At 44.1% G+C, this 14,311-nt stretch carries 11 protein-coding genes; 6 read left to right on the forward strand and 5 right to left on the reverse strand.

Annotated features, from left to right (window positions below; genetic code table 11):
• The first annotated feature begins 37 nt into the window (after nucleotides 1-37).
• Nucleotides 38-1,090 (forward strand): PQQ-dependent sugar dehydrogenase, encoded by a 1,053-nt coding sequence (locus NLG07_RS04655; RefSeq protein WP_254856532.1) that lies wholly within the window; start codon nucleotides 38-40, stop codon nucleotides 1,088-1,090.
• A gap of 5 nt (nucleotides 1,091-1,095) precedes the next feature.
• On the opposite strand, the gene NLG07_RS04660 is transcribed toward NLG07_RS04655, so the two are convergent.
• A complete protein-coding gene (locus NLG07_RS04660; RefSeq protein ID WP_254856533.1) occupies nucleotides 1,096-1,788 on the reverse strand; it encodes an RluA family pseudouridine synthase in 693 nt (230 codons plus the stop codon).
• A 13-nt stretch (nucleotides 1,789-1,801) separates the two neighbouring features.
• Nucleotides 1,802-4,561 (reverse strand): RNA polymerase-associated protein RapA, encoded by a 2,760-nt coding sequence (gene rapA, locus NLG07_RS04665; protein ID WP_254856534.1) that lies wholly within the window; start codon nucleotides 4,559-4,561, stop codon nucleotides 1,802-1,804.
• A gap of 130 nt (nucleotides 4,562-4,691) precedes the next feature.
• Between rapA and NLG07_RS04670 the strand changes: the two genes are divergently transcribed.
• The gene (locus NLG07_RS04670; protein ID WP_254856535.1) at nucleotides 4,692-6,080 is read left to right on the forward strand and encodes a PhoH family protein; all 1,389 of its coding nucleotides are present in this window, start codon (nucleotides 4,692-4,694) and stop codon (nucleotides 6,078-6,080) included.
• Nucleotides 6,081-6,163: 83 nt separating this feature from the next.
• Here NLG07_RS04670 and NLG07_RS04675 read toward each other — a convergent pair whose 3' ends face one another.
• The gene (locus NLG07_RS04675; RefSeq protein ID WP_254856536.1) at nucleotides 6,164-6,478 is read right to left on the reverse strand and encodes a DUF962 domain-containing protein; all 315 of its coding nucleotides are present in this window, start codon (nucleotides 6,476-6,478) and stop codon (nucleotides 6,164-6,166) included.
• 114 nt (nucleotides 6,479-6,592) lie between these two features.
• Here NLG07_RS04675 and NLG07_RS04680 point away from each other — a divergent pair, with 114 nt between their 5' ends.
• The 3 genes from NLG07_RS04680 (at nucleotide 6,593) to NLG07_RS04690 (ending at nucleotide 9,283) form a co-directional block, all read left to right on the forward strand.
• Nucleotides 6,593-7,438: a tetratricopeptide repeat protein gene (locus NLG07_RS04680; protein WP_254856537.1), complete on the forward strand. Its 846-nt coding sequence runs from the start codon at nucleotides 6,593-6,595 to the stop codon at nucleotides 7,436-7,438.
• Nucleotides 7,439-7,540: 102 nt separating this feature from the next.
• Nucleotides 7,541-8,839 (forward strand): adenylosuccinate synthase, encoded by a 1,299-nt coding sequence (locus NLG07_RS04685; RefSeq protein ID WP_254856538.1) that lies wholly within the window; start codon nucleotides 7,541-7,543, stop codon nucleotides 8,837-8,839.
• Nucleotides 8,840-8,863: 24 nt separating this feature from the next.
• A complete protein-coding gene (locus NLG07_RS04690; protein WP_254856539.1) occupies nucleotides 8,864-9,283 on the forward strand; it encodes a VOC family protein in 420 nt (139 codons plus the stop codon).
• A gap of 31 nt (nucleotides 9,284-9,314) precedes the next feature.
• Here the strand turns inward: NLG07_RS04690 and ggt are convergent, their stop codons facing one another.
• A complete protein-coding gene (gene ggt, locus NLG07_RS04695; RefSeq protein WP_254856540.1) occupies nucleotides 9,315-10,997 on the reverse strand; it encodes a gamma-glutamyltransferase in 1,683 nt (560 codons plus the stop codon).
• A gap of 256 nt (nucleotides 10,998-11,253) precedes the next feature.
• Here ggt and nagZ point away from each other — a divergent pair, with 256 nt between their 5' ends.
• A complete protein-coding gene (gene nagZ, locus NLG07_RS04700) occupies nucleotides 11,254-13,044 on the forward strand; it encodes a beta-N-acetylhexosaminidase (RefSeq protein WP_254856541.1) in 1,791 nt (596 codons plus the stop codon).
• 67 nt (nucleotides 13,045-13,111) lie between these two features.
• On the opposite strand, the gene NLG07_RS04705 is transcribed toward nagZ, so the two are convergent.
• Nucleotides 13,112-14,311, reverse strand: a complete 1,200-nt coding sequence (locus NLG07_RS04705; protein WP_254856542.1) for an exo-beta-N-acetylmuramidase NamZ domain-containing protein — start codon at nucleotides 14,309-14,311, stop codon at nucleotides 13,112-13,114.

Raw genomic sequence — 14,311 nt, forward strand, 5'->3', positions numbered from 1 at the left:
TATAAGAATAATACTACTGCGATAGGACGGATAAACGATGCGATTCATTTCTTTTTTGTGTTTATTAATGAGTGGGATCACACTGGCTGCACCAGAAGTTACCACAAAAACCATAACTGATGGATTGGAACATCCCTGGGGCGTTGCGCCTTTACCTGATGGACGGTTTTTAGTCACAGAACGTCCTGGTTACATTACCTTAGTCGAACGAGATGGGGCGAAAACGCGTTTGACAGGTGTGCCTGAGATCACTGCAGAGCGCCAAGGTGGCGCATTAGGCATCACCTTGGATCCCGATTTTGAAAAAAACCAAACGTTTTACGCATGCTTAGTGATTGCGGATGCCTCGGGCGCGACATCTTCAGAAATACATAAAGGACAGTTAAAGGGAGCACAATGGGTTAATGTGAAACCTATTGTGATTGCTCAACCAAAAGATAAGTCTGGTTTCCATTTTGGTTGTCGACTTGCTTTTGCAGAAGATGACTCTTTGTATGTTGGGTTAGGTGATCGCTGGGTTGGTATGGAAAAAACCCAAGACTTAGATAATCATTACGGTAAAGTATTAAGAGTCACAAAAGATGGCAACCCCCATCCGCAGAACCCTTATCTGGATAGTGCTGTGCCTGAAGTATTCTCAATTGGTCACCGTAATATCCAGGGTATGGCTTGGCACAGTAAGTACTCACAAATGTGGGCTCACGAGCATGGACCGAAAGGCGGAGATGAGATCAATATTTTACGAGCAGGCGCTAATTATGGCTGGCCAACCATCACTTATGGCGTCAACTATAACGGTACGCCGATTACTGACAAGACCAAGCAAGAAGGTTTAGAACAGCCATTACATTATTATGTTCCTTCCATTGCTCCAAGTGGAATGGCTTTTTATAAAGATGATTTACTGATGGGCTCTTTAAAGTTTCGCTACCTAAATTATGTCGAACTCAAAGAGGGTAAGGTGGTTGCTGAGCATGAATTACTCAAAGACCTGGACGCTCGTATTCGCGACGTAGTAGTTCATAATGAGCAAGTTTTTGTGGTAACTGATGAAGTCAATGGGCGTCTGTTGGAAATAGTCTTTCAATAAGCTCTCTAAAACACAATTGATTGAATACTTGCAGGCTCATCAGCAAAGCAATGTTCGGATGTGAATTCAAGCCACTCATTCGTTGCGGGGTGAGTAAGTCCTAATTCACCTGCATGCAGGTGCATTCTTTCAATGCCAATACGGCTGGCTTCAGATGAATACAGCCTATCGCCCAAAATCGGATGTCCCAAACTGAGCATGTGTACTCGTAACTGATGCGAGCGACCTGTTTTGGGTTCAAGCCGTACTAAACTGGTTTTATCATCACGACTGATCACACGGTAGTGGGTAAGCGAGGCTTTACCAGTTTGGTAACAAATTTTTTGCTTAGGACGATTCGGCCAATCCACAATTAAAGGCGCATCACATACCCCTTCATCTTCAATGGGATGACCTAAAACCCGTGCGTAATATATTTTATGAGTGTTTCTTTCGGCAAACTGTTTACCTAGGTTGGTACTGGCTGTTTTGTGCATAGCAAGAACCATTAGCCCAGAGGTTGCCATATCCAACCGATGAACGATATACGCTTGCGGGAAGACGGTATTGACACGTTTTTGGATACTGTCTTGATGTGCATCACCACGCCCACGTACCGATAGAATCCATGCTGGTTTATCAACGACCAATATATCATCGTCTTGATAGATGATCTTCAGATAGGGCACCATCGGCGGTTGGTAGTTAAAAAAAGCCATGACAGCAAACTCGTTATTGTGGGTTATTGACAAGGACACGTATCGAGTCAAGGTTGACTGGTGCGTTTTCGATTTGCCAGCATGCCTCGCGCAACTGTGCCTCTAATATACTGATTTCTTCAGGTCTTACAGCTGGGTTGATATGTTGCAAATAGTGCAAACGTTCCAGCTCGGTCCCGAGTGTTAATTGCATGTGTTGGAGAGCGTTATTCTTAATGTGCACTGCTTGTTCTAAGGCAGTGTTTTCGCACGTCCTTATGGCTTGTTTAATTTGGGCTGCCAAGGCGGTGATCAGTTTGGCTGCGATGACTTTTTTGACTCTGTGAATCGACTCAACAGTCTCATTGAAGATTTGATTTGCATGATCACAGCTCACAACAAAACTTTGCGGAGTCAAATAGGGGTTGTGCTCAGCTTGAGATGCTGCTTGTATCACAAATTGACATTGCACAATAAACGCCCCAACCGGTTTATTACTATCTGAAAATAGACCGATGCTGGCTTTCCCTGTGTTATCACTGAGTAATGTTGCCATTAGTTCACGCACGAATGGATGTTCAAAACTGATAAAATGATAGTCTTCTCTAGCGGTGGCTACGCGTCTTGAAAATGTCACCGTCATACCTTCATCCGGTAAGGTTTGTAATGGGTATAACAAATCTTCTGTAGGTTGTATGACATAGCTCACGTGATCATTGATGATAAATTTAAAGCCAACCACATCTGCCATAGAGCTTAAATACTGATAAACCTCTTCACCTTCAGCTTCATCATCAAGTGCGGCGATAATGTCTGCATGTTGGTCAAAACCTTTGGCATTAAGTTCGAGTAGTTTGTTTCTGCCTTGCTCTTGTGCCGTAACCAAGTTTTTGGTGAGTGAGGCAATATTCGGTAATTCGGCATCAAAGTCAGGATCTTGTATCAGCTTAGCCAAAGGTTGTCCGAGTTCCGTTAACACTTCATTTCCGACAGTACAGGTTTGGTTAAACGCATTCAGACCGACATCAAAAAATCGGAAAAGGCGTTCTTGCGCACTATTGCGATGAAAAGGCACAATAATTTCGACCTGACTGGTTTGCCCGATGCGATCCAGGCGTCCAATGCGTTGTTCTAACAAATCTGGATTAAGTGGCAGATCGAATAAAATAAGTTGCTGACAAAACTGGAAATTTCGACCTTCTGAGCCAATTTCTGAACACAATAGCATGGGGGCGCCATCTTCGTCATCGGCGAAGAAATGTGCCGCTCGATCCCGCTCACTAATACTCATTTGTTCATGAAATACAGGTAATGAAATACCTCTCTTGATACGGATATGTTCTGCTAATTCAAGAACGGCCCGAGCGGTTCGACAGATTAAAAGGGTTTTTCCTCGAGCATTTTGTAAAAATTCCAAAAGCCAATTGACCTTTGGATCCTGTTCAAGCCAATCTTTTACCCAATCGGTATCTTCATGAATGTGGGCAATTACTCTGTCTTTAATTGTCGTGTATTCTTCCGGGGAATCTAGTGGGTGAGCAATCACCTGTCGAGCATTAGCATGGCCAATGGCCTTGCGTGTGTTGCGATAAAATAGTCTTCCCGTACCGTGCCGATCGATGAGTTCTTGAATTAATTCAAAGACACTTTTGTCAGCAATATCTGAAATGCTTAATTCGGGCAAAAATTCATGACAACGAGCAATTAAATCGTGATCCAACTGTGTGCAAGACAATAAGGCATCACTTAAATCCGCAAGGGCTTGATAGCTAGCCTGTTCAGCATGAAATTGCTCTGCACTGGTAAACCGATTTGGATCAAGTAGCTGTAATTGTGCAAAATGGGCGTCGCTACCTTGTTGATCAGGAGTCGCAGTGAGTAGTAACACACTTGGGATGAGTTGACATAGTTTGGCAATCGCCTCATATTCGCTATTGTGAGAGCTTTGCTCGGTGAGATGGTGTGCCTCGTCGACAATTAAGCAGTCCCAAGGCGTTTCACACAGTTGTTGTAGAGCCTGAGGTTGCGCTTGTAAGGTACTCACATTGGTAATGACCCATTGAGCAGTTAGCCATGGATTGTCATTTTCATCGCTCAATGCTTCAAGTCGTTCTTCATCGAACAAAGAAAACATCATATTGATGCGGCGATGCAATTCAACCAGCCATTGGTGTTGCAATGACTCAGGAACGATGATCAAAGCTCGTTGGCAGCGACCCAGTAAGATTTGTTTGTGCAAAATCATCGCCGCTTCGATGGTTTTACCCAAGCCTACTTCATCAGCAAGGAGTACTCTTGGGGCAAAACGCTGGCCTACTTGCTGAACAATATTCACTTGATGCTCCAGTGGCGTCATCCGTGCACCCAATAGGCCTATCCCAGGATGAGTGTTGTGTTTGTATTGTGCTTGGTAGGTTTGATGGCGCACATCAAACCAAGCGGTATGATTGATCTGGCCATTGAATAGGCGTTTTTCAGGTTGATTGATTTGTAAGTGATGCGCGATTTGGGTTTCAAAGAGAGTGGTACGCGCACCGTTTGGATATTCTACCTCATAGCTCATCAATCCATTGTCTTCGTCAGAGCTTATGACCTCAAAGGTACGGTTATTGATGTCTTGAGCACATTCACCGACGTCTAAGGTGAAACGCAATAAAGGAGCCGATTCGCTTGCATAGCGCGCGTCGCTATCGACAAGAGGAAAATACAAAGCGACTTGGCGTCCTTGTACTTCGGTTACTAAGCCTAATCCTAGCTCGGGTTGTTGGCTGTTAAGCCAACGTTGTCCAATCACATACATATTTTAAAACCAAATCTTTCTTATGTACCTATTATGACATCGAACGTCGGGCTTAACAAAAAAACGTGCTTTTTGTTCAAACTTGCAGTAGGGTTAAATTTGAATCTAAGTTGAGGAGTCACGGATGTCAAAAGACGCTACCAAGATTTATATATTAGATACCAATATCTTATTACACGAACCACTCGCATTTTTATCTTTCCAAGAACACGACGTCATGATCCCAATGACGGTTTTAGAAGAACTCGACCATATAAAAGACACTAAAAAAGACGTTGCTAGAGACGCTCGAGTGGCTATCCGAGCAATGGAAAATATTCTGGCGAATGCCTCACCAGAACAAATGACCGCAGGAGTCAGCTTGGCTGGACAGGGCTCCAAAGAACATGGGCCAAGTGGTCATTTATCGATTTATACGGATTTGTTGATGGAAGCCAACAAACAAGTATTTACCAGTAATGAAAACGATAATCGCATCATCAATGTTGCTTTAGACATGCAAACTACTCATCCTCAGCGCGAAGTTATCTTGGTTACCAAGGACATTAATATGCGTCTGAAAGCCAAAGGCGCAGGGATGAAGTTTGTTGAAGATTACCGTACGGATCAGCTCATTGACGATATAAAATACTTATCCACAGGATATATTAAAGTGGATGGTCGCTTTTGGGATGCTGTGAGTGATGTCGAAAGTCATACTGAGGGACGAGATACGATTCATCGGATTGCACTGTCACAACTCCCAGAGTTGTACATCAATGCATTTATTGTCGATGAGGTGAATGAATTTTGTGGCGTAGTTGAAGCAATCGATGAGACCCATGCAGAGTTACTCGATCTAGGTGTAGAGCGCTTGATGTCCCGACAAGCATGGGGGATCCACCCCAAAAATATGCCACAAGCCATGGCATTACATGCTTTGTTAGATCCACATATTGATTTAGTGATTTTGACCGGTCCAGCGGGTTCAGGTAAAACCGTATTGGCGCTAGCGGCAGCACTCGAAATGGTTGTTGAAAAAAATATGTATGACAAAATTATTGTGACGCGTTCTACACCTGAGATTGCTGAATCGATTGGATTTTTACCCGGCACGGAAGAAGAAAAAATGGCACCATGGCTATCTGCGATTACCGATTCTTTAGAAGCCTTGCATCATCAGGATGTCAATACATCTGGTTCGTTATCCTACATCATGGAAAAAGCCAACATTCAGTTTAAATCCGTTAATTTTATGCGCGGTCGAAGTATCCAAAATGCCATTGTTATTTTGGATGAATCACAAAATCTTACTGCGTCACAACTCAAAACAATCATCACTCGTTGTGGGGAAGGCACCAAATTGATTGTTGGTGGTAACTTAGCACAGATTGACAGTAATTATTTGTCTGCTGTGACATCGGGGTTAACCTATTTAGTAGAAAAATTTAAACATTTTTCTGGCTCCTCTACGATAATGCTGGATGGCGTTGTAAGAAGTCGACTAGCGGAGTTTGCAGAAAATTCGTTATAAGTTGTGAGCAGTGGCATTTTGGGGACATCTAACTAAACTTTTATCATAATTTGGTTAAAAGTATTTTCAGGCCTAGTGTCGGGTTACCGAAACAAGGACAATTTGCCTCGCAAGATTTGTCCATACATAATCCAATCGCCCAAAAAACTGTACCAAGGATGTTTAAAGGTCGCCGGTTTGTTTTTTTCAAACAATAAGTGACCAAGCCATGCGCAACCATAGCCGATCAAAGGTAAGCCCCATGCCAACACCCATTGTTGGGTAAGCAAGACATAGAACAGCAATATCAGCACTCCAGTCGAGCCAATAAAATGTAACATGCGACATTGTGGGTTGCGATGTTCTGCAAGGTAATAAGGGTAGAACTCTTTAAAGCTTGAAAAGGTCTTTTCGTTCATAGGTATTGAATGTTGTTTTTTTGAGCATATTACCAATACTGAATTGCTGTGCCAAGACTTGAGTTTTGGAATATTGCCCCCAATATTACAACAAAGATAATTAGGATTTTTATTATGCAAACCCCTCTGGCCATTACCCTTGAGAATTTTCAGCAAGTCATTTTAGAAGACAGTAAAGAAAAGTGGATTTTGTTGCAATTTTACATGCCTGAAAATCAAGCGTGTGTACAAATGACTCAGCTTTTAGCAACGGCTATACAGGGCTATGAGTCGCATTTAGTCTATGCTCAAATCAACTGTCAAAGCGAACAGCAGATTGCGATGCAATTCGGTATTCAAAGCCTACCTACAGTGATGTTAGTGAAAGATGGCCAACCTGTTGATGGCTTTGCTGGCATGTCAGATGAAGCCGGTATACAAGCATTACTGGAAAAGCATCTGCCCAAGCCGGAAGATGAGTTGTTACAAAAAGTGGCTGAGTTAGTGCATGAGGCAGACTATAGCCAAGCTTTGCCGTTGGCGAAACAAGCATTTGAATTAAACGGAGCCAATGTACAAGCGCGTTTCGTCTATGCGGATTGTTGCATTGAAACGGGGCAAGTTGAATTGGCGAAAACGCTGTTGGAGCCAGTCGGTTTGGTTGACCAAGACAACTATTATCAAGTCTTACAGGGTAAAATAGAACTCGCCGAACAAGCAGCCGAGTCACCTGAAATTAAAGCGTTGCAAGCTGCAGTCGAGGCGTCACCAAATGATCTTCAGCTCAAAATTGATTTAGCGGTGCAACTGCATTCTGCCCATCAATCAGCTGAAGCATTAGCTTTACTGTTCAGTGTCGTCCAGTGCGATATGAATTTTGGCGATGGCAAAAAAACCTTTCTAGACATGGTGAATGCCTTGCCTGATGGAGAGCCGTTAAAGTCAGAGTATCGTCGTAAAATGTACAGCCTGCTGTATTAGACCAAAAAGTCATAACAATCTACTGAACTTAGGCGTGAATTTTGTCCCGAATGTGGTAAAATCCACGCCTATTTTTTTACACACAGTAAACAGTATTGAGTTATGGCAAAGAACGTCGTCGTGCTCGGAACCCAATGGGGTGATGAGGGTAAAGGTAAAATCGTTGATTTATTAACAGAGCGTGCAACCTATGTTGTCCGTTATCAAGGTGGCCACAATGCTGGGCATACCTTAGTGATCGACGGTGAGAAAACCGTTTTGCATTTGATCCCATCGGGTATTTTGCGCGATAACGTCACTTGTGTGATTGGTAATGGTGTAGTCCTCAGCCCTGAAGCGTTATTGACTGAAATGCAAATGCTGAATGAGCGCGGAGTGCCAGTTGCTGAGCGATTGAAGATCTCTGAAGCGTGTCCGCTGATATTGCCGTATCACATTGCCTTAGATCAAGCTCGTGAAATTGCCCGCGGTGCAAAAGCCATTGGGACGACTGGTCGTGGCATTGGCCCAGCCTATGAAGACAAAGTATCACGTCGTGGTTTACGTGTAGGTGATTTGTTCAATGCCGAAGATTTTGCGGTCAAACTGAAAGACATCCTGACCTATCACAACTTCATGTTGACTGAATATTATAAAGTTGAACCAGTTGACTTTGATACGGTTTATGCGCAAGCGATGGAGTTTGCCAAGATCCTCAAGCCAATGATTGTCGACGTGACTGAGTTGTTAGATAACGCGAACAAGCAAGGTTTAGAGATTATGTTTGAAGGCGCCCAAGGTACTTTACTTGATATCGACCACGGCACGTATCCATATGTAACTTCTTCTAATACTACTGTTGGTGGTGTGGCGACCGGCGCTGGTTTTGGCCCTCTCAATCTTGATTATGTCTTAGGGATTGTCAAAGCTTATACCACACGTGTTGGTTCAGGCCCGTTCCCAACTGAACTCGATTGCGATGTAGGTCAACACTTAGGTGTTAAAGGACATGAGTTTGGTGCGACAACCGGCCGTAAACGTCGTACCGGTTGGTTTGATGCCGTGGTTATGCGTCGTGCCGTACAAATCAACTCAATTACAGGACTGTGTTTAACCAAATTAGACGTATTAGATGGCTTAGACACTCTATCGATCTGTGTTGGTTACAAAGACAAAGACGGCAATGTGTCTAATGTCCCACCAATGGCCGCTGACGGTTATGAATTGATTGAGCCGGTTTATGAAGAAATGCCAGGTTGGTCAGAAAATACTTTTGGGGTAAAAGTGTTTGAAGAGTTACCGCAAGCGGCTCGTAACTATATCAAACGTTTAGAAGATTTATGTGAAGTACCAATTGATATCGTATCAACAGGTCCTGATCGTGTTGAAACCATTGTTTTACGCGACCCATACGACGCATAATCTTCGTTTGCTATAACATCCGTCATGGTTCAGCCATTTCATCTTGCAATACCAGTCACTGATTTAGAGCAAGCTCGCCAGTTTTATGGTGAGCTTCTTGGTTGTGATATGGGGCGCAGTAGCGATCAATGGATTGATTGGAACTTCTTTGGGCATCAGCTCGTGACGCACTGTGTTGCGCAGATGCCATCTTCTCCCCAGTACAACAGTGTAGACAGTCATGCAGTGCCCGTGCCGCACTTTGGTGTCGTACTCTCTGTCGAGCAATGGCATGCGTTATGTGAAAAGGTGCGCGGCAAAGTGGATTTTGTGCTCGAACCTTATACCCGATTCGCCGGTCAAGTAGGCGAGCAACATACCATGTTCTTTACCGATCCATTTGGTAATGCATTGGAGTTTAAAGCGTTTGCTGACATGGGACAGTTATTCGCAACTGACGAATAACCCCCAGTTTTTTCAGTATGGAATTGACGTTTCACTGCTGAGCAAGTGCGACTTGCGCTTTACCCCGGCCATTGGTCTCTGATGCTGCATCGATACCGTTATCAGTTACTGCCAACAAATGAATATCACCAAAACGACTTTCTCGCACGTTGTAACCCATCTCTTCAAGTGCTTCTATGGTTTCTTCGGCCATGCCTTGGTGATGACGAATGTCGTCTTTGGGTAACAGCTGATGATGAAAACGTGGTACATCAACGGCCTCTTGAGCGCTCATTCCGTACTCTAATACATGCAAAATCGATTGATAGACGGAGCTGATGATCGTCGTGCCGCCAGGCGAACCGGTCACAACCTTGACCGCATTATTAGAATCCAACACAATAGATGGGGTCATTGATGACAGCATACGCTTTTTAGGTACAATTGCATTAGCCTCACCACCTACCGCACCAAAGAAATTGGGCACTCCCGGTTTGACGCTAAAATCATCCATTTCGTTATTTAATAAAAATCCAGCGCCTTCCACCACTATACCACTGCCAAAACCTAAGTTAATCGTCGTGGTATTTGAAACCGCATTGCCTTGCGCATCAATGATAGAGAAATGTGTTGTATCTTCGCTTTCGGGTAATCCAGGCTTCATTTTTTCGGTATCCGAAATGCCATTGCGCTTGACGCCACTGGCGCGCATCGCAATGTATTCATCCTTAATCAACTCTGCAACGGGGACATCAAAAAAATCTGGATCGCCTAAATACTCCGCTCGGTCGGCAAATACGCGTTTACCAATTTCGGCCAGTAAATGCACATATGGGGCGGAATTATGCGGATACAAAGGGGTGGATTTACCTTCATCATTATAAATTCGCGGGGCGAGGATATCGTACATTTTGAGCCATTGAGTCACTGCGATCCCCCCAGAACTCGGTGGCGGTGCGCTCAATAATGTATACTCACGCCATTGGGTTTGAATTGGTTCGCGAGCAACTGCCACGTAGTTTGCGAGATCTGCTTCAGTAATTAACCCATTGTTGTTGCGCATAAATTCAGCAATTATTTTGGCGGTCTTACCTTTATAAAAACCATCAGGTCCCAAGTCACGAATGCGTTTTAGTGTGAGTGCTAATTCGGGTTGAACAAATTTTTCACCAGCTTCAACATGCCCAAAATATTCTGGGAAATTCAAATCCAATTCGCGCTTTGCCATGCGTTCCATAAAACGTGCGACATTACGAGCGAGTTTGGGGTGCACGACAAAGCCATCTTCAGCAAGGCGTACAGCAGGCTCGACAAGCTCTGCCCACGGCAATGAGCCATGGCGCTGGTGGGCTAGCCACATACCTGCGACGGTTCCAGGGACACCGGAGGCAAGGCTATCATAGAGACTTTGTAGGCGCCGAGGATTACCTTCTTCATCTAGGTACATATCACGATGCGCCCTAGCCGGTGCCATCTCACGATAATCAATAAAATCATTTCCTTCCGGGGTATGAATCAACATGAACCCTCCACCGCCAATATTTCCAGCCTCAGGCAAGGTCACAGCCAGCGCGAACTGTACGGCAATTGCCGCATCGATAGCATTACCCCCTCGCTTCATAATGGCCATGCCCACATCTGAGCTATAGCTGTCTGGGGCGGCAATGGCCATCTGAGAGTTAGCCGAAACCGGTAAGGTGAATACGAGAGCGAGGCACAATATTATTTTTTTCATAGCCAATTCCTAATTAATCATCATGTCATCAGCAATTCGCTGATCAAAAATTCAATAAAACTCAAGATACCACCAAATACCGCATAAGGTAACTGTGTTTTTACATGAACCAATAAATCACACCAGAGACTGATACTCTCTTGTTGTCATTTCGATAAAATGAATAAGTTGTTGTGCAAAATGGGTACAGCTGGATATAAAATAGGGTATCAAATGTAATTTTACAAAATGTTTTTTATTGACTTAGGGAGTGTTAATGATGCTACCACAAGGCGTATACAGACTTCTGCATTGTTTATATGTCGCGATAACATTGTTGTTTTTTTCGGTTCAAGCCGATCCTCGCCTAGGCCAAAAACTCATGCTCGATATTCGGTATTTTTGTCAAGATGGCATAAGTATCGAATGTCGAGAACCCGTTACGGAATTACCATTAGAATTACGTGAATGGTTACAAAAATATCACATTGGCGGGGTGATTTTGTTTGCAGAAAATATTCACACGTCTAAACAGTTAATAAAGTTGACCCAAGATTTGCAGTTGAGTATGTCAGACATTGAGGCTCCGCCGTTATTTATCGCTGTGGATCAAGAAGGCGGTCGAGTAGCGCGTTTACCGCAACACGTTTTACCGGCTTTCTCTGGAAGTATGGCACTTGGCGCGACTTATGCCGGCAGTCAGGATAATTTTGCCCGTGCCGTAGCAAAGGTTCAGGCTCAAAAATTACTCAGTCACGGGATTAATGTCAACTTTGCGCCGGTGTTAGATGTGAATAGCAACCCGGAAAATCCAGTGATTAATGTCAGAGCTTTCGGCAGTGACCCAGAAACGGTGGCTGCACTTGGTAGCAGTATGGTCAAAACGTATCAAGACAATGGGATTTTGAGCGCAGTTAAGCACTTTCCCGGTCACGGTGATACTCAAGTTGACAGTCATACGGGGTTGCCTCAAGTGACGCACTCTTTATCACAAATAATGCAACAGGATATTGCGCCTTTTGCGCAGGTCATCAAAGACGCACAACCTGCATTTGTGATGACTGCACACATACAATTTCCTAACTTGGATGATACGAAATTGAGTACGATGGATGGTACTTCTATCATTGTGCCGGCCACTTTTTCCCGAAAAATTCTTCATGACTTGTTGCGAGAGCAATTAGATTTTGATGGGATTGTCATTTCTGATGCATTGGATATGGCAGGTATTGCGGATCATTTTACCTCAGAGGAAGCACTTTTGAATACATTTGCCGCTGGCAGTGATATTGCGCTAATGCCGTTTGCAATCCGTACCCCAGATGACATCGTTGCCTTCGATCGTTGGTTTCGTGCAGCTCGACAAGCATTGAGCGAGCGGATGCAAGAGACATCGTGGCAAGCGTCTTTGAGCCGTATTGCAACACAAAAAAACAGCATGCTACGCAATAAGCATTCTGCGATTACGCAGCAAATATCTGAAAAGGGAATCGATACGTTAGTGGACAACCTCGCCATGGCTAGCCTTACGGCGTTGCCTGGTTCGCAAGCCGTCACCCTAAAACCCGATGATAGGGTATTCGCGGTAATGCCCGATGACTTGCGGTGTGCTGGTTTAAGAAAAGCGTTGTATGATCAAGGCATTGTCAATCTCGAATGTATTTCGACATTGTTGGACGCATCTTTACCAGTTATATGGGACTTTGACAAATATCACTATGTTATTTTAGGCGAGTTATCACCAGCAATATCAGCAGTAGAAATGGGCGGTATGGACGATGTTTTCGCATTGCGTCAACGCACAGCCCAACGAGCATCGGCAAACGATGTTCTGCACTATATGACCTCACTATTGACAAATCAGGAGCTTGCAAAGAGAACCATTCTCATTGGACTCAGAGCACCTTATGTTGTGCGTCAACTGGCGGCACAGACGCAACCGTTAGCGACGTTTTTACTGTATGATTATCGGGTCGACGAAACGACATTTACCAGTCCGTCATTCAAATCGTTGAGTCAAATATTGACGCAAGGGCTTATGCCAACCGGAACGCTTCCGGTGGATTGAGCATTGTAGCACTCTGTACACACAAGCTGTGATTGTTTTCCTTACAAGATGATTATGCAATAAAGTATTAGGGTGAAGCGTCCCTTGCATAAAGAAAATACTTTTCTGCTTTAACCTTATACGCTTTCAACTCTATTTGCCACTTTTGTTCAAGCGCCTTTAGTTTGTCTCGATTGCCAAGAGCCATGCGTAACTCCGACGTACCAGCAAGCTTGTCAAAAAAATCAGTCGAGGTAAAAAAAGGGTCATTGTGTAGCTTACTTTGCGTAAAGGCATGTTGAATCAGACTGACATCAAAGCCGCTCAATAATGGGTTCGTTTGTTTAATCAACATTGCATGAATAGCTTGGTCTTGCCATTTGGGATATGGTGCAGCGTATGGAGTTGATATCGGCGTAATTGAAACGGTGTTGCCCGACAGTATTATCCGAGGATGCCCAATCATTTGGAAAGGAAATGGAGTACCTCTGCCGACACTGAATGTAGTTGGCTCAAGTAAACATAAGGACGCATAAAACTGAATTGCCGCAGCATTGGGTAAATTAGGGCTCGGGGGGATCGGTAACTCATACGTATCTGCTGCACTGTAATGCGCGACTGGCACAACCGTTAGAGACAAGGATTCGGCATTGGCAATCCAACGTTCTCCTTTAATCATTAAGGCTAGTTCCCCCACAGTTAACCCATGTAAAACCGGTATTGGGTGCATGCCGACAAAGGATTGCAGTTCAAGATCAAGGATAGGCCCTGCAATATGTGCAATATTAGGGTTGGGCCGGTCGAGAATGATCATGGGGATACCAAACTCCGCTGCGGCTTCCATCACATAATGCATCGTGGAGATATAGGTATAGAATCGCACTCCGACATCTTGGATATCAAAGAGAATAACGTCGATGCCTTCTAGCATGGCTGCACTTGGCTTTTTTTGTTTGCCATAGAGCGATACGATAGGTAATTGGGTCGATAGATCCACTCCGTCTAGGACGGTTTCTCCCGCACCTTTATTCCCCCGAAACCCATGTTCAGGAGCAAAAACCACACGGACATCGACCCCTTTTTCTAATAAAATATCAACTAAGTGTTGCTCGCCAACGGTTGCAGTTTGATTTACAACGAGCGCGACTTTTTTGTCTTTTAAAAGGTGTAAGTACTCACTAATTTGCGCTGCACCTAATTGATCCTGGCCGACTTGAGCCACAGCAACATGAGAGTAAACCAAATAGGCGCAACTCCAAATAAAGAGTCGCACACAATGCATGAGCAT

The sequence above is a fragment of the Alteromonas sp. LMIT006 genome, assembly GCF_024300645.1.
GTDB classification, from domain to species: domain Bacteria; phylum Pseudomonadota; class Gammaproteobacteria; order Enterobacterales; family Alteromonadaceae; genus Opacimonas; species Opacimonas immobilis.